19 protein-coding genes are annotated in these 15,452 nt (G+C 67.9%); 4 read left to right on the top strand and 15 right to left on the bottom strand.

Going from position 1 to position 15,452, the window contains the following annotated elements:
* The first annotated feature begins 66 nt into the window (after positions 1-66).
* Entirely contained in the window at positions 67-456 is a 390-nt protein-coding gene (locus HWX14_RS30665; protein ID WP_175885995.1) for an RcnB family protein, read from the top strand.
* A gap of 80 nt (positions 457-536) precedes the next feature.
* Here HWX14_RS30665 and HWX14_RS30660 read toward each other — a convergent pair whose 3' ends face one another.
* The 4 genes from HWX14_RS30660 to HWX14_RS30645 all read right to left on the bottom strand — a co-directional run bounded on the left by HWX14_RS30660 (position 537) and on the right by HWX14_RS30645 (position 4,104).
* Positions 537-1,106, bottom strand: coding sequence for an FUSC family protein (locus HWX14_RS30660; RefSeq protein WP_175885994.1), 570 nt, complete (start codon positions 1,104-1,106; stop codon positions 537-539).
* Positions 1,107-1,147: 41 nt separating this feature from the next.
* Positions 1,148-2,407 carry an MFS transporter gene (locus tag HWX14_RS30655; RefSeq protein ID WP_175885993.1) on the bottom strand — a complete coding sequence of 420 codons (1,260 nt, stop codon included), beginning with the start codon at positions 2,405-2,407 and terminating at the stop codon, positions 1,148-1,150.
* Entirely contained in the window at positions 2,404-3,375 is a 972-nt protein-coding gene (locus HWX14_RS30650) for a PRC-barrel domain-containing protein (protein ID WP_175885992.1), read from the bottom strand. Before HWX14_RS30650 ends, HWX14_RS30655 begins: the two co-directional genes overlap by 4 nt.
* 393 nt (positions 3,376-3,768) lie before the next feature.
* Positions 3,769-4,104, bottom strand: a complete 336-nt coding sequence (locus HWX14_RS30645) for a 50S ribosome-binding protein YggL (RefSeq protein ID WP_069618124.1) — start codon at positions 4,102-4,104, stop codon at positions 3,769-3,771.
* Positions 4,105-4,495: 391 nt separating this feature from the next.
* On the opposite strand from HWX14_RS30645, the gene HWX14_RS30640 reads away from it, so the two are divergent.
* Positions 4,496-4,876, top strand: coding sequence for a DUF1493 family protein (locus HWX14_RS30640; RefSeq protein WP_175885991.1), 381 nt, complete (start codon positions 4,496-4,498; stop codon positions 4,874-4,876).
* Positions 4,877-4,955: 79 nt separating this feature from the next.
* Here HWX14_RS30640 and rng read toward each other — a convergent pair whose 3' ends face one another.
* The 9 genes from rng to upp form a co-directional block, all read right to left on the bottom strand.
* Positions 4,956-6,425: a ribonuclease G gene (gene rng / locus HWX14_RS30635; RefSeq protein WP_126362651.1), complete on the bottom strand. Its 1,470-nt coding sequence runs from the start codon at positions 6,423-6,425 to the stop codon at positions 4,956-4,958.
* 8 nt (positions 6,426-6,433) lie between these two features.
* Positions 6,434-7,066 (bottom strand): Maf family protein, encoded by a 633-nt coding sequence (locus HWX14_RS30630; protein ID WP_175885990.1) that lies wholly within the window; start codon positions 7,064-7,066, stop codon positions 6,434-6,436.
* A 51-nt stretch (positions 7,067-7,117) separates the two neighbouring features.
* The gene (rlmH, locus tag HWX14_RS30625; RefSeq protein ID WP_034208007.1) at positions 7,118-7,588 is read right to left on the bottom strand and encodes a 23S rRNA (pseudouridine(1915)-N(3))-methyltransferase RlmH; all 471 of its coding nucleotides are present in this window, start codon (positions 7,586-7,588) and stop codon (positions 7,118-7,120) included.
* Positions 7,589-7,606: 18 nt separating this feature from the next.
* Positions 7,607-8,053, bottom strand: a complete 447-nt coding sequence (gene rsfS / locus HWX14_RS30620; RefSeq protein ID WP_175885989.1) for a ribosome silencing factor — start codon at positions 8,051-8,053, stop codon at positions 7,607-7,609.
* Positions 8,054-8,057: 4 nt separating this feature from the next.
* A complete protein-coding gene (locus tag HWX14_RS30615; protein WP_175886161.1) occupies positions 8,058-8,783 on the bottom strand; it encodes a nicotinate-nucleotide adenylyltransferase in 726 nt (241 codons plus the stop codon).
* Positions 8,784-8,797: 14 nt separating this feature from the next.
* Positions 8,798-9,721 (bottom strand): oxygen-dependent coproporphyrinogen oxidase, encoded by a 924-nt coding sequence (hemF, locus tag HWX14_RS30610; protein ID WP_175885988.1) that lies wholly within the window; start codon positions 9,719-9,721, stop codon positions 8,798-8,800.
* Positions 9,722-9,839: 118 nt separating this feature from the next.
* Positions 9,840-11,120 carry a phosphoribosylamine--glycine ligase gene (gene purD, locus HWX14_RS30605; protein WP_175885987.1) on the bottom strand — a complete coding sequence of 427 codons (1,281 nt, stop codon included), beginning with the start codon at positions 11,118-11,120 and terminating at the stop codon, positions 9,840-9,842.
* Positions 11,121-11,225: 105 nt separating this feature from the next.
* The gene (locus HWX14_RS30600; RefSeq protein ID WP_006478227.1) at positions 11,226-11,954 is read right to left on the bottom strand and encodes a YebC/PmpR family DNA-binding transcriptional regulator; all 729 of its coding nucleotides are present in this window, start codon (positions 11,952-11,954) and stop codon (positions 11,226-11,228) included.
* A 228-nt stretch (positions 11,955-12,182) separates the two neighbouring features.
* Positions 12,183-12,833: a uracil phosphoribosyltransferase gene (gene upp, locus HWX14_RS30595; protein ID WP_006478229.1), complete on the bottom strand. Its 651-nt coding sequence runs from the start codon at positions 12,831-12,833 to the stop codon at positions 12,183-12,185.
* A gap of 208 nt (positions 12,834-13,041) precedes the next feature.
* Here upp and HWX14_RS30590 point away from each other — a divergent pair, with 208 nt between their 5' ends.
* A complete protein-coding gene (locus tag HWX14_RS30590; protein WP_175885986.1) occupies positions 13,042-13,821 on the top strand; it encodes an SDR family oxidoreductase in 780 nt (259 codons plus the stop codon).
* Positions 13,822-13,873: 52 nt separating this feature from the next.
* Complete coding sequence (locus HWX14_RS30585) at positions 13,874-14,266, top strand: methylglyoxal synthase (RefSeq protein WP_006478230.1); 393 nt, start codon at positions 13,874-13,876, stop codon at positions 14,264-14,266.
* 116 nt (positions 14,267-14,382) lie between these two features.
* On the opposite strand, the gene HWX14_RS30580 is transcribed toward HWX14_RS30585, so the two are convergent.
* Together HWX14_RS30580 and HWX14_RS30575 are read right to left on the bottom strand one after the other, a co-directional pair.
* Positions 14,383-14,874 carry a T6SS effector amidase Tae4 family protein gene (locus tag HWX14_RS30580; protein ID WP_175885985.1) on the bottom strand — a complete coding sequence of 164 codons (492 nt, stop codon included), beginning with the start codon at positions 14,872-14,874 and terminating at the stop codon, positions 14,383-14,385.
* Positions 14,865-15,218 carry a Rap1a/Tai family immunity protein gene (locus HWX14_RS30575; RefSeq protein ID WP_175885984.1) on the bottom strand — a complete coding sequence of 118 codons (354 nt, stop codon included), beginning with the start codon at positions 15,216-15,218 and terminating at the stop codon, positions 14,865-14,867. Before HWX14_RS30575 ends, HWX14_RS30580 begins: the two co-directional genes overlap by 10 nt.
* Between the last annotated feature and the right edge of the window lie 234 nt (positions 15,219-15,452).

Genomic DNA, 15,452 nt, shown 5'->3' with positions numbered 1-15,452 from the left:
GTGCTAGTCTTCGTCGGGCAGTTCCGGTCGTTTCTTGTTCGACGTGACATCACGGAGGGAAGGACAATGAAGAAGATGCACGGCATGATGCTGGCCGCACTGATCGCGGCCGGCTGCGCCGCCACCGCGGCGATGGCGCAGGATCACGGCAACCACGGCGATCGCGATGACCGCGGCGGGCACGGCATGCAGCGCGGCCATGGTCCGAAACACGTGCCGCCCGGCCAGGCGATGCATCGCGACGACGTGCCGCCGCGCTGGGCCGACGGGCCGCGTCGCGACTGGCACAAGGGCGACCGGCTGCCGGACGAGTTCCGCGATCGCCAGTACGTGGTCGACGACTGGCGCGGCTACCGCCTGAGTGCGCCGCCGCGCGGCTATCACTGGGTCGGCGTCGGCGGCGACTACCTGCTCGTGCAGATCGGCTCGGGCATCGTGCTACGGGTCGGTCCGTAACCCGGTAACCCGCGGTCCGCAACCGCCACGCAGCATTCCGATCGTTCATCCGGCTGCCGGGCGCGTTGCCCGGCGCCGCGTCACTTTGCCGCCGCCGCGCGGCGGAACCAGCGCCGCTCGATTCTCGACATCACCCAGCACACGCCCAGCGCGCACACCGTGCCGAGCGTCACTTCGCCGAGCCGGATCAGCGGAACGTCCCACAGCGGGCCGTTGCCCGGGAACAGCAGCACGATCGTCGCGGTCACGCCGCCGAGCCGTGCCGCGCTGCCGATGTTCAGGCACCAGCAGCAGACGATCACGACCGCGACCGTGATCGCATACGCGACCAGGCGATCGCCGCCCAGCGCTGCCCCGGCGAAGCCGAGGACGCCGCCGACCATCGCGCCGATGAACTGGTCGCGCGACAGCGACATCGTGTCCGAGTAGTTGTGCTGCGTGACGGCGATCGCGGTGATCGCCGCCCACACGGCCTGCTCGCTATGCATCGCGCGGCCGATCGCATACGCGAGGCACGCGCCGCAGACGGCCTGCAGCGCCATCAGCGCGCCCTGCGCGAGCCGCTCGGTGAATGACAGCCCCTTGAACAGGTCGAAGATCGACTGCTGGATCTGCTGGCGGGCTTCGTTGAGTGTCCTGATCGTATCCATCGTGCGTCGGCCAAGAAGCGGGTAGCGGCGGCGCGCCGCCGTCAATGCGCCTGTTCGGGCGAGGCGGCCGCCGCTTCGTCGGCCGTCGCGTCGCCGTTGCCGATGCGCGTTTCGGGCATCGCGAGCCACACCAGCAGCACCGCGAGCGCGCCGGCGGCCGCGAGCCCGAAGAAGCTGACCGCGTTGCCGAAGTGATCGGCGACGTAGCCGGCCACGGCCGTGCTGAGCGTCGCGCCGATCCCGGCCGCGAGCCCGAACAGCCCGATACACAGGTTGTAGCGGCCCTTGCCGCCCGCGACGTCGGCCGCGATCAGCGGCAGCATCACGCCGAACACGGCCGCGCTGATGCCGTCGAGCATCTGCACCGGCACGAGCAGGTACGGGCTGCTGACGCCGGCGAACAGCAGCGCGCGCACCGGCAGCGCGGAGAAGCCGAGCAGCAGGATCGGCCGGCGCCCCCAGCGCTGCGCGGAGCGGCCGACCCACGGCGACAGCATCGCGACGATCGCCTGCGGCACGATGATGCACGCGGCGATCACGAGCTGCACGTTCTCGCCCATCCCGGCCGTGACTTCACCGGCCGCGAGGTTCAGCATCGCGGCGTTCGACAGATGGAACAGTACGACGCAGGCCGCGAAGATCAGCATCCGGCGGTCGCGCAGCAGTTCGAGCAGCGTCTCGCGCTCGCCGGTTTCGTCGAGGTCGTCAGGCTTCGACGACTGCGGAATCACCTGGTGCGTCGGCTGGATCATCGCGAGCGCGAACAGCGCGGGCAGCGCCAGCACGGCGGTCAGCCAGAACACCGCGCGCGCGGAGAAGTATTCGCCGGTCAGCCCCATCAGGCCCGCCGCGACCGCACTGCCGATCGACGCCCAGCGCGCGTTGCGGCCGAGCCGGTCGCCGAGGTCGGCGCGGCCGACGAGCGAGAACGAGATCGCGGCCATCGCCGGCACCAGCATGCAACTGGCGAAACCGTGGAACACCTCGGCGGCGATCACCGGCACGATCGTCGGGCTCGACGCGAGCAGCACCGCGGACAGGATGATCGCCGCGATCGCCCACGCGGCCGCGCCTTTCTTGTTCTTCAGCGCATCGACGGCCGCGCCGCCCGGCACCTGGCTGACCATCGCGCTGATCGTGCCGATCGACAGCACCATGCCGATCTCGCCCTGCGTCCATTTGTGCGACGCGAGGTAGGACGCGATGAACGGACCGAACCCGGTTTGAACGTTTGCAACGAAAAAGTTGAGCCAGTCGAGGGACCGGAGACTGCGCGCGCTGACGGAATGCTTGATCGTCATCGGGTGGCACTCGCAGATGAAGCCGGCACCGCTGCCGCCGGGGCAACGGGCGGAAAGACCGCGACGATCGGCTTGTCGGCCGCGTACGGCGGCGCTGCCTTGATCTGCGCGTCGTTCAGGTCGAGCTGCGGGTGCAGCGCCTTGTCGCGCGTGACGAAGCGCAGCGCGCCCCAGCTCGCGGCGATCGAACGGCGGTCGGTATTGACGAGCCCGCCGAGGTCGAGCACGACGGCCTGCGGCTGGGCGCCGCGGTCGATCAGCACGTCGACGATGCGGCCGATCTTCGTGCCGTTCGGGCGCTCGACGTCGCTGTCGAGCATCGGCAGCCGCGTCGCCGGCGACGCCGCGGCCGAGCCCGACAGCGGCACGGCCTTCGGCCGCGCGGCCGGCGGCAGGTCGCCCGACGGCACGTCGAGCACGATCGGCTCCTGTTTGCCGCCCGGCGTGAAGCGGAACACGTTCCACGGGAAGATGACCTTGCGGTCGCCGATCCCCATGAAGCCCTGCAGGTTGACGACCATCTCGCGCGGCTTGCCGCCCGCGTCGACCACCATGTCGACCGCGCGGCCGACCACCTTGCCGTTGCGGCGCGCGACTTCGCTGTCGAGCAGCGCATGGATCTGCGTGCGGTCGAGCGCGCGCGTCGCGACGATCGGCGGGGGCGGAGGCGGCGGCGGGGTCGGCGTTTCGGGGCGCTGCACGGGCTTTGGCCGCGCGACTTCGCGGTGCGGCTTCTTCGGCGCTTCCGGTTCCTCCGGTTGCGTCGGCGCGGGCACGGGCGGCATCGTCAGCGGCTCGCCGGCGGTTTCCTCGACAGGCTCGACGAGCGCCTCGCTGATCGGCGCGGGCGGGTTCTGGACCGGCAGCAGCCCGCAGCCGGACAGCAGCGCGGCGGCGGCGACGATCAGGAAGACCGTCGAGGACGGCAACGACTTGCGGGATGCGGGAAACGGGAGTCCGCCGCTCATTGACACTCACTCCATGGGTCGGGGCGGCCCGAGGGCACGCGGCTGGCGATGGATGGCGGGTGCGGGCGGCGCACCACGCGAGGGTGAGAGTTTAACGTGTCTTGCTTTCAGGACCGATTTCGATGGCGGGTTGCAGGCGGGCCGTCGGGAAAAGGAAGGGATCGGAAGCCGGTCGGCGGTCCGGCTGTGGCGCCTGATCGACGACGACGCGGGCGTCGGCGCTGCAGCCGCCGGTGCGCTGATTCAGCGAGCTGCGCCGCCGTACGCGGACAGCGACGCCAGCGTCGCCACGCGAGCGGCCATCATGATCATTCGGAAGAAGCGACGCCGGCCTGGCCCACCGTCTTGGCGGGCAGGCGCGGGCGCTGCCTGAAGCAGCGTGAAACCGGGCAATCAGGCGTCCGGATACCACGCGTCGGCGAATTCGCTGACCTGGACGTCCTTCAGTTCCGGACGGGCGGCCAGCCACCCGCGCACGAGTTCGCGATCGGCGTCGGTCGTCGTGCCGCGCGGCGCGCCGGAGATCACGTACGCGCCGATGCCTTCGTCCGCGGACGCGACGGTCAGCAGCCCGTTCGCTTCGACGAAGTCGATGAACGCATCGATCAACTGGCCGCGCTCGAGGTCGGTCATGTCGTTGCGGTAATGCGCGGTGGCGTTGAACGAGAGTTCCTGGAATTCGCCGATGTGGAGTTTCTTGCGCTGACGGCGGTTGTGGCCTTGGCTCATGGTGTGTGGTGAATGAATGTGAGGTGAGAAAGGATAGCGCGGCGGATGGCGCGGGCACCCTGTCGACGTGCGGCATGGGCGAGGCTGGAGGCGAAAGAGGGCGTATCGCGGGACCGTTCCCGAAACGGTTGTTAAACCATTGCGCGATGCGCTCTTCGCCGTGCGGCCTGGGCAAGCGGCCTATTACACGCCTGACCGAATGATACAGGGATGGCGAGCGCGTTCGGTTTTGCTAAGGTCTGCGGTCATTCGAACAACCACGAGGGCCTATGTCGGACGATCGCTATGCGTATGAGGGGCGCGAGGATCTCACGCCGGAGGCAGTCATCATGTTCAGCAGGGTGCGCCGGTACAACGCCGTCGCCAAAGCACAAGACAGGGAGCTTTGATCATGCCGACCGATACGTGGGAAAAGCTGGCCTCATTTACGCGTGAGGAGCTCGGTCGACCATTGTTCGGCGGTCAGTTGCGGATCGAACCATCATCGCGCCTCGACGAGGATCTGCGCATGACCGGAGCCGACGCAGTCGAGTTCATCGACAAATGGGCAGAAACGTTCGGTGTACCTGCCGCTGACTTCCCTTACGACCGCTACTTCGGTCCTGAGGGCCAGGACATGGTGACGACGTTTCTCGCGCTGTTTTCCGAGCATTATCGTAAGCCGCCGCGTGTCCCGCTCACGCTCGGCATGCTGGAAGAAGCGATGCGTCTCGGCCGATGGGATACCGAAGCGATCGAGCGCTTCGCACGGAAAGCAACCGGCGACGAATAGCCGTTCGGCAATGCATGCGGGTTGCGCGAAAGCCGCGCCGCACCGGGCCGAAGTCGCGCAACCGCCAAAGAACGCACCGTTACATCAGCACGATATCGTACTGCTCCTGGCTCAGATTCGACTCGACCTGCAGCGACACCGGTTTGCCGATGAAGTCGATCAGCATCGCCAGATGCTGCGACTCCTCGTCGAGGAACAGGTCGATCACCTGCTGCGCGGCGATCACGCGGAACTCGCGCGGATTGAACTGCCGCGATTCGCGCAGGATCTCGCGCAGGATGTCGTAGCACACGGTGCGCGACGTCTTCACCTGGCCCTTGCCCTGGCAGGTCGGGCACGGTTCGCACAGCACGTGCGCGAGCGATTCGCGCGTGCGCTTGCGCGTCATCTCGACGAGCCCGAGCTGCGAGAAGGTATTGACCGTCACGCGCGTGCGGTCGCGCGACAGCGCCTTCTTCAGCTCGGACAGCACGGCGTCGCGATGCTCGGCGTTCTCCATGTCGATGAAGTCGATGATGATGATCCCGCCGAGGTTGCGCAGCCGCAGCTGCCGCGCGATCGTGTGCGCGGCCTCGAGGTTGGTCTTGAAGATCGTGTCGTCGAAGTTGCGCGCGCCGACGTAGCCGCCGGTGTTCACGTCGATCGTCGTCATCGCCTCGGTCTGGTCGATCATCAGGTAACCGCCCGACTTCAGGTCGACGCGGCGCGACAACGCGCGCTGGATCTCCGTCTCGATGTTGTACAGGTCGAACAGCGGCCGCTCGCCCGTGTAGTGATGCAGCTTCGGGCTCACGGCCGGCGTGAACTCGCCCGCGAATTCCGACAGGCGCTGGTAGGTCTCGCGCGAATCGACCTGGATGCGCGTCGTGTCGTCGTTCGCGAAATCGCGCAGCACGCGCTGCGCGAGATCGAGATCCTGATACAGCAGGCTCGTCGCCGGCAGCCGCTGCGCTTGCGCGACGATCGTCGCCCAGGTCTTGCGCAGGTACGTGACGTCGCCGGCCAGCTCGTCGGAGGTCGCATCCTCGGCGATTGTGCGCACGATGTAGCCGCCTTTCTCGTCCGGCGGGATCACGGCCGTCAGGCGAGCGCGCACGGCCTCGCGCTCGGCCTCGCTCTCGATCTTCTGCGAGATGCCGATATGCGGCTCCTGCGGCAGGTAGACGAGCGTGCGGCCCGCGATGCTGACCTGCGTCGACAGCCGCGCGCCTTTAGTGCCGATCGGATCCTTGATCACCTGCACCATCAGCGTCTGGCCCTCGAACACGATCTTCTCGATCGGCTGGTGCGGCGCGCCCGACTGCGGTTCGCCCGCGAGGCGCGGATGCCAGATGTCGGCGACGTGCAGGAACGCCGCGCGCTCGAGGCCGATGTCGATGAACGCCGACTGCATGCCGGGCAGCACGCGCACCACCTTGCCGAGATAGATGTTGCCGACCCGCCCGCGCGACAGCGTGCGCTCGACGTGAAGCTCCTGCACCGCGCCTTGCTGGACGAGTGCGACGCGCGTTTCCTGCGGCGTGAGGTTGATCAGGATTTCTTCGTTCATGGTGCGGTTCAGAAGGCGACGCGTGCGGTACGCAGCAGCGCGGCAGTCTCAAAAAGGGGCAGACCCATGATACCTGAATGGGATCCGGCGATTCGCTCGATGAATTCGGCCGCGCGGCCCTGGATCGCGTACGCGCCGGCCTTGCCGAACGGCTCGCCGGTTTCGACGTAGCGCGCGAACGCGCCGCGCGACGCGTTTGAAAAGCGCACCGACGAGCGCGACAGCGCGGGCGGCAGCAGTTCGCCGTCGGCGCCGATCACGGCAACCGCGGTCAGGACTTCGTGTTCGCGGCCCGCGAGGCGGGTGAGCATCGCGAGCGCATCGTCGGCGTCGGCGGGTTTGCCGAGGATCGCGCCGTCGATCGTCACCGTGGTGTCCGCAACGAGCACCGGCGCGGCCGGCTTGCCGCTCGCGACGAGACGCGCACGCGCGGCTTCGGCCTTCGCGACGGTCACACGCCGCACGTACGCGTCGGCGGCTTCGCCGGGCAGTTCGGCCTCGAGCGCCTCGGCGTCCTCGTCGGGGCGCGGCAGCAGCAGCTCGAAGCGTACGCCGATCTGCTGCAGCAGTTCCTGGCGGCGCGGGCTTTGGGAAGCGAGGTAAAGAATCGGGAAAAGTGCGGGGGACGTGCTGGACGGCATGGTGTCGTTATCTCGTTGAGCGCGCGCGGCGCGCGTGTCGAGGACGACACGTCATGCGCGGTGGTAGGGGTGATTCTGCGTGATGCTCCACGCCCGGTAAAGCTGTTCGGCGAGCAGCACGCGCACCATGCCGTGCGGCAGCGTCATGCTGGAGATGCGCAGCAGCACGTCGGCACGCGCTTTCAGGTCCGGATCGAGCCCGTCGGCGCCGCCGATCACGAACGCGACGTCGCGGCCGTCCTGTTGCCAGCCGGGCAGCGCCTGCGCGAGCTGCATCGTGGTCCAGTCGCGGCCGCGCTCGTCGAGCGCGACGATGCGCGCGCCCTTCGGCAGCGCGGCCTCGATCTTCTGCCGCTCGGCGGCCATCACGCTTTCGGCGCTGCGGCCGCCCGAACGCAGTTCAGGCTTGATTTCGCGCAACTCGATGCGCAGTTCGGGCGGCATCCGCTTCGTGTATTCGTCGAAGCCGGATGCGATCCAGCCCGGCATCTTGTGGCCGACCGCGAGGATGAAAAGCTTCATCGGGAGGCGCGCCGCGACTCAGCGGCGGCGGGCGGCCGTCTTGCGCGCGGGGCGTGCGGGCGCTTCTTCCTCTTCTTCTTCGTCGCCTTCGCTCGCCGTCGCGAAGCCGTTGCCCTTGCCGCCGCCGAGCTTCATCCGCACGGGCTTGTCGCCCCAGATTTCCTCGAGGTTGTAGTACTGGCGCAGCGCCGGTTGCAGGATGTGCACGACCGCGTCGCCGCAGTCGACCAGCACCCATTCGCCGGTGTCCTCGCCTTCGGAGCTGACGACGTCGCCGCCGGCTTCCTTGACCTTGTCGCGCACGTTCGACGCGAGCGCCTTGGTCTGGCGGTTGGAGGTGCCCGAGGCGACGACCACGCGGTCGAACAGTTCGGTCAGGTGGCTGGTGTTGAACACCTTGATGTCTTGCGCCTTGACGTCTTCGAGGGCGTCGACGATCACGCGCTGCAGTTTGCGAATATCCATGGATTCAGGAATGGTAGAGGCGATGTTGAAGAATATAGGCCCATACGGCGGCCGGCACATGTTCGGCCGACGCGTCGGGCATTTGCGCATGGCGTGCGATGCATTCGCGCAGGTGCGCGCGGATGTCGGTCGCGGCGATGTCGAACGAAAGGGTCGTATCGATCAGCAGGCGGCCTGCCGGCGTGGCCTTCAGCACGTCGGCGCCGGCCTGCCGCGCGGCGATTTCCCGCGCGACGTCCGGCGGCGCCGCGCCGAGCTCGAAGCCCGGGCGCGTCGACACGCCGACGTGCGCGTAGTCGAACAGCGCGCGCCAGTCGCGCCACGTATCGAGGCGCACGAGCTGGTCGGCGCCGATCAGCAGCGACAGCGACGCATCCGGGCCGATCCGCTCGCGCCAGCGCGCGAGCGTCTCGACCGTATAGGTCGGGCCGGCGTGCTCGATCTCGTCGGTGGCGACGGTCACGGTCACGCCCGGCAGCACGAGCGAATCCGCGGCCGCGCGCGTCATCGCGAGCCGGTGCTCGGCGGCCGACACGTCGCGCTTCTGGTACGGCTGCCCGGCGGGCAGCAACACGAGATCGGTCAGGTCGAGCAGCGCGGCGAACCGGCGCGCGAGCGCCAGATGGCCGTCGTGGATCGGGTCGAAGGTGCCGCCCAGCAAGCCGATACGACGCGGCAGCGGGGCGGGGCGGGCGGTGGTGTCCAGAAACGCGTCCTTTCGTTGGGGCAGCGGGGCGCGCGGGCTCAGACCCAGTGGCGCGGCACGAGGAAGTCGCTGTAAAGGCGCGCTTCCGGCGAACCCGGCTCGGGTTGCCAGTTGTAGCGCCAGTTCGCGACCGGCGGCATCGACATCAGGATCGACTCGGTCCGGCCGCCGCTTTGCAGGCCGAACAGCGTGCCGCGGTCGAACACGAGGTTGAATTCGACGTAGCGGCCGCGGCGGTAGGCCTGGAAGTCGCGCTCGCGCTCGCCGTACGGCAATTCGGCGCGGCGCTCGACGATCGGCAGGTAAGCGTGCAGGAACGCATCGCCGACGCTTTGCATCATGTCAAACGAGCGTTCGAAACCGGGCTCCGAGAAATCGTCGAAGAAGATCCCGCCGATGCCGCGCGTTTCGTTGCGGTGCTTGAGGAAGAAATAGTCGTCGCACCATTGCTTGAAGCGCGGGTAGAGCTCGGCGCCGAACGGGTCGAGCGCATCCTTGCAGGTCTGGTGGAAATGCCGCGCGTCGTCCTCGAAGCCGTAAACCGGTGTCAGATCCATGCCGCCGCCGAACCAGAACACGGGGTCTTCGCCCGGTTTCGTCGCGATCAGCATCCGCACGTTCATGTGCACGGTCGGGCAGTACGGATTGCGCGGGTGCAGCACCAGCGACACACCGAGCGCCTCGAAGCCGCGGCCCGCGAGCTGCGGGCGCGCCGCGCTCGCCGACGGCGGCAGCGCGTCGCCCGCGACGTCGGAAAAGCCGATTCCCGCGCGTTCGAACACGCGGCCGCCTTCGAGAATCCGCGTGCAGCCGCCGCCGCGCAGGCGTTCGGCCGCCCCGCGCTGCCACGTGTCGGTCGCGAGCGGCGTGCCGTCGAGCGCGCCGATCGCGTCGGCGATGCGTGTCTGCAGGCCCTGGAGGTACGTGCGCACACGCGCCACGTCGTAGGTCGAATCGGTCATGTCTGGACTGGCTGCCCCCGCCTGACGCGGGAGCCGTAAAAAAAGCGTCTGCCGGGCATTCTATCGAACCCCGGCAGATGGGTCGCCGCCGCGCGGGCGCGGGGCGGCGATGGCGACGTCACGCGCTCTTGCGGTTGAGCGCGCGAAAGCCGATGTCGCGGCGGTACTGCATGCCTTCGAAATTGATCTGGTTGATCGTGTCGTACGCATGCTGCTGCGCTTCGCGCACCGAATCGGCGAGGCCGACCACGCACAGCACGCGGCCGCCCGAGGTGACCAGCTTGTCGCCTTCGGCGAGCGTCGTGCCCGCATGGAACGTCACCGCCTGTTCGGTTTCGGCCGGGATCCCGTTGATGCGGTCGCCCTTGCGCGGCGCGTCCGGGTAACCGTGCGCGGCCAGCACGACGCCCAGCGCGGTGCGGCGATCCCAGTCGAGCTCGACCGTGTCGAGCGTGCCCGCGATCGCCTGCTCGACGACCTTCGAGAAGTCGCTCTTCAGGCGCGCCATGATCGGCTGCGTTTCCGGGTCGCCCATCCGGCAGTTGAACTCGAGCGTGCGCGGATTGCCTTCCTTGTCGATCATCAGGCCCGCGTACAGGAAGCCCGTGAAGCGGATGCCGTCCTTCTCCATCCCGCGCACCGTCGGCATGATGATCTCGCGCATCACGCGTGCATGCATCTGCGGCGTGACGATCGGCGCGGGCGAATACGCGCCCATGCCGCCGGTGTTCGGGCCGCGATCCTCGTCGAGCAGGCGCTTGTGGTCCTGGCTGGAAGCCAGCGCCAGCGCATGCTTGCCGTCGACCATCACGATGAAGCTGGCTTCCTCGCCATCGAGGAATTCCTCGATCACGACGCGCGCGCCGGCATCGCCGAGCTTGTTGCCCGACAGCATCATGTCGACGGCCGCATGGGCTTCTTCGAGCGTCATCGCGACGACGACGCCCTTGCCGGCTGCGAGGCCGTCGGCCTTCACGACGATCGGCGCACCCTTCGCGTCGATGTACGCGTGGGCGGCGGCCGCGTCGGCGAAGGTTTCGTAGTCGGCCGTCGGAATGTTGTGGCGCTTCATGAACGCCTTCGCGAAATCCTTCGAGCTTTCGAGCTGCGCGGCTTCGCGGGTCGGGCCGAATACCTTCAGGCCGCGTGCGCGGAACAGGTTGACGATGCCGGCCGCGAGCGGTGCTTCCGGCCCGACGAGCGTGAACGCGACGCCTTCGCGTTCCGCGAAATCGGCGAGTTCGTCGAGCGCCGTGATGTCGACGTTCTTCAGACGCTCGTCCTGCGCCGTGCCGCCATTGCCGGGCGCGACGTAGACCATCTGGACGCGCGGCGACTGCGCGAGCTTCCACGCCAGCGCATGTTCGCGGCCGCCGGAACCGACGACGAGTAGTTTCATGGGATTCCCCGCAGACTAGAAAACAGGGCGGCCGGCACGCTCAGGCGCGCCGGCCGCGAAATCGGTCGGGCCGCCGTCGCAACGCTGCGCGCGGCGGCCGGCATCTCATTCCTCGACGATGACGGCGTTCGTATACACGTCCTGCACGTCGTCGAGGTTCTCGAGCGCGTCCAGCAGCTTCTGCATCTTCGCCGCGTCGTCGCCGGTGAATTCGACTTCGTTCTGCGGCTTCATCGTCACTTCGGCGAGTTCGGCCTTGAAGCCCGCGGCTTCGAGCGCGTCCTTCACCGCCGAGAATGCCTGCCAGTCGCACAGCACTTCGATCGAGCCGTCGTCGTTCGTGTTCACGTCGTTCGCGCCGGCTTCGAGCGCGGCTTCCATCAGCGCGTCTTCCGACGTGCCGGGCGCGAACAGGAACTGGCCGACGTGATCGAACATGAACGCGACCGAGCCGTCGGTGCCCATGTTGCCGCCGAACTTCGAGAACGCGTGGCGCACTTCCGCGACCGTGCGGGTGCGGTTGTCGGTCAGCGTGTCGACGATGATCGCCGCGCCGCTGATGCCGTAGCCTTCGTAACGGATTTCTTCGTAGTTCGCGCCGTCCGCGCCGCCGACGCCGCGGTCGATCGCGCGCTTGACGTTGTCCTTCGGCATGTTCGCGTCGGCTGCCTTGTCGACCGCGAGACGCAGGCGCGGGTTCGAGTTGACGTCGCCGCCGCCGAGGCGCGCCGCCACCTGGATTTCCTTGATCAGGCGAGTCCAGATCTTGCCGCGCTTCGCGTCGGCCGCAGCCTTCTTATGCTTGATGTTGGCCCATTTCGAATGACCAGCCATACCTTTCTCCGTGCCCGGGCGCGCGGCGCGGGCGATTGTTGCAATGTGTCGTTGAATCGGCGGCCGTGTCGGCGGGCATGAAGCCGCGGGGCCGCGCGTGTCGAGTGGATCGTGATTTTATCACGCGGCGACCGCCGGTTCGGGGCGGCCGCGCATGGCCGAACGGCCAGAGCGGCCGTCGCGGCGCGCCGGGCCGCGCGGCATGGCGGCGCCGGACGCCCGGTGCGCTCAGTTCTTGGTGCCGAACAGGCGGTCGCCGGCGTCGCCCAGGCCCGGGACGATATACGCGTGCTCGTTCAGGTGCGAGTCGAGCGACGCGACGAACAGCTTCACGTCCGGGTGCGCGTCCTGGAACACCTGCACGCCCTCGGGCGCGGCGACCAGCGCGACGAACATGATGTTCGCGGCCGGCACGTTGCGGCGCTTGAGCACGTCGACCGCATGCACGGCCGAATAGCCGGTCGCGACCATCGGGTCGCACAGGATGAAGATGCGGTCTTCCAGGTCCGGCAGGCGCACCAGGTATTCGACCGGACGGTGGTCCTCGGCGCGGTACACGCCGATGTGGCCCACGCGCGCGGACGGCACCAGGTCGAGCAGGCCGTCCGACATCCCGATGCCCGCGCGCAGCACGGGCACGATCGCGAGCTTCTTGCCGGCGATCACCGGCGCGTCGACCGCCACCAGCGGGGTTTCGACCCGCTTGGTCGTGATCGGCAGGTTGCGGGTGATCTCATAGCCCATCAGCAGCGTGATCTCGCGCAGCAGTTCGCGGAACGTGCGCGTGGACGTGTCCTTGTCGCGCATGTGCGTGAGCTTGTGCTGGATCAGCGGGTGATCGGTGATGAAGAGGTTCGGGAAACGGCTGTCCTGTTTCATGACGGGGTGCCTTGGCGGCAAAAGGGGATCGGGGGCGACGGCGGGCACGGGCCGGCCGTCGCTCATGGCCGCAATTTTACCAAGGCGCGCCGCGCGATCCGGATATTATCGACGTCTCACGACAACTCGCGTGCCGCGCACGCCCGTTTGCCCGCCGCCGGCGGCCACGCGGGGCCGCGCCGGCACGCGCGCCACCAGGGAAACGACGATGGATCTCGGCATCGAAGGAAAGACCGCGCTCGTGTGCGCGGCGAGCAAGGGCCTCGGGCGCGGCTGCGCGGAAGCGCTGGCCGCGGAGGGCGTGAACCTCGTGATCGTCGCGCGCACGCGCGACACGCTGGAGGAAACCGCGGAAGAGATCCGCGCCGGCGCGAACGTGTCGGTCACGGCGGTCGCGTGCGACATCACGACGCCGGACGGCCGCGCGGCCGCGCTCGCCGCGTGCCCGCAGCCGGACATTCTCGTGACGAATGCCGGCGGCCCGCCGCCCGGCGACTTCCGCGATTTCTCGCACGACGACTGGATCCGCGCGCTCGAATCGAACATGCTGACGCCGATCGAGCTGATCCGCGCGACGCTCGACGGGATGATCGGCCGCGGCTTCGGCCGGATCGTCAACATCACGAGCTCGGCCGTGAAGGCGCCGATCGACGTGCTCGCGCTGTCGAACGGCGCGCGCTCGGGGCTGACCGGCTTCGTCGCGGGGCTGTCGCGCAAGGTCGCGGGGCAGGGCGTGACGATCAACAACCTGCTGCCGGGGCTGTTCGACACCGACCGGATCGCGACGACGCTTGCCGCGTCGGCGCAGGCGCAGGGCGTGACGGTCGACGAGATGCGCGCGCGGCGCACCAAGGACATTCCGGCCGGGCGCCTGGGCACGCGCGCTGAATTCGGCGCGGCCTGCGCGTTCCTGTGCAGCGTGCACGCCGGCTACATCACCGGGCAGAACTGGCTGCTCGACGGCGGTGCGTATCCGGGTACGTTCTGACCGGCGCTTTTCGATTCACGATGACAACAACCGAACGACGAAGGAACTGGAGATGAGCAAACCCCGCATCGCACTGATTGCGCACGACGCGAAGAAGGACGAGATCGTCGCGCTCGCGGGCCAGTATCGCGAGACGCTCGCGCAATGCCGGCTGGTGGCGACGGGCACGACGGGCGGCCGGATCGCCGCCGCGCACGGGCTCGAGGTCGAGCGCAAGCTGTCGGGGCCGCTCGGCGGCGACCTGCAGATCGGCGCGGAACTGGCCGACGGCCGCGTCGACATCGTCGTGTTCCTGCGCGACCCGATGACCGCGCAGCCGCACGATCCCGACATCACCGCGCTGGTGCGCGCGTGCGACGTGCACGACGTGCCGGTCGCGACCAACGTCGCGACCGCGCGGATGCTGCTCGACGATCTGGCGAGGAACATGCAGGATGTTTGCTAGGTGTGGGGCGGGCGCGATTGTCGTTGTACGGCGTCGCCATGTTTGGCCACTACGGCAGGGTGACGCCGCGGGTCAAGGAGAGCGGTGTGGATGACGTAGAATCCGGATACCACCGATTACCGTAGCGGCCAGAACCACACTTCGGATGCCGTCCAGTAGCAGTCTGAACCACAGAGGGCTCGCGCACCGTCGATCAGGTCGATATGCCCGCCACGCCCGTTCATGTATCCCGGAATGTCCCAGAAGGCCGCCATGCCCTTTCTGGAGGCGATGCCGGTCACGGCGTCGTCGCGCCGAAATACTTCGGCTTTGCCGAAATACGCCGGCTCGGCCAGCATCTTGGCCAGCCGGACCTGCCCCGCCTCGATGCGGCGCCCACGGTGCGGCCCTTTCTGAATGACCAGTCCGCCGCGCAACGTTATTCCGCTTTTGACAAGTGCCACGCTGATCCGGATGGCGCACGTATTCGCATACGACGGATTCTGGATCAGGTCTTGCCAGCCCAATTCCTGAAAAAGCGCTTCCTCGAAACGGTCTTGTTGCCTGGATAGTGGCTGCTCAGTATGGAGAACGGCGGTTTCAAGCGAGCGTTCCTCGGTTAGCGGCAAGGGAATTTTTGTCGTAAGGCGTGGGCAACCAACCTCGCTGCGCTTGCTTTCAGTGCGTCTCTCGGCAGTTGGCGGAGCGCGGCGAGCACTTCCGAATCGATTTCGCCCGATTTGACGCGACCGTTGTCGCACCAGTCCTTGCCCTCAGTCGTATCGGCGACCCCGGCCAGATACCCGGCCATCGCGTGGCGTTCGGCGTCGGCGTAGGGACTGTTGTCCGATCGACTCACGCCGTCGAGTAGCCGGGTGCCGTCGACACGAGGGACCGCAGCCGCGGTTGCGCTGCCAATACTCGCTGACAACGACGCGACAACAAGCAAGTTCTGGACAAGAAAGCGTTTCATGGCGTGGGTTGGGTGAATTGGGCAAAGGGCAAAATAGCACGCTCGTCATCTCATAAATGTGCGTGGCACGGATTCGAATTGCCGGCCGACCCGTGTCGATGTCGCCGGTTCCGGGAGCGCAGTACGACAACGCGGCACGGGAGACGTGTCTCGCACGGGCGCAAGGCCAAATTCGCGGTGCGGCCAGCCTCGGTCAACGCGAACGGAGCGGAAATTCGTACGACCCAAAGGTCT

Source organism: Burkholderia sp. BCC0044 (genome assembly GCF_902832955.1).
In the GTDB taxonomy this organism is placed as follows: Bacteria; Pseudomonadota; Gammaproteobacteria; order Burkholderiales; family Burkholderiaceae; genus Burkholderia.
This window is presented reverse-complemented; position numbering and strand designations above follow the sequence as displayed.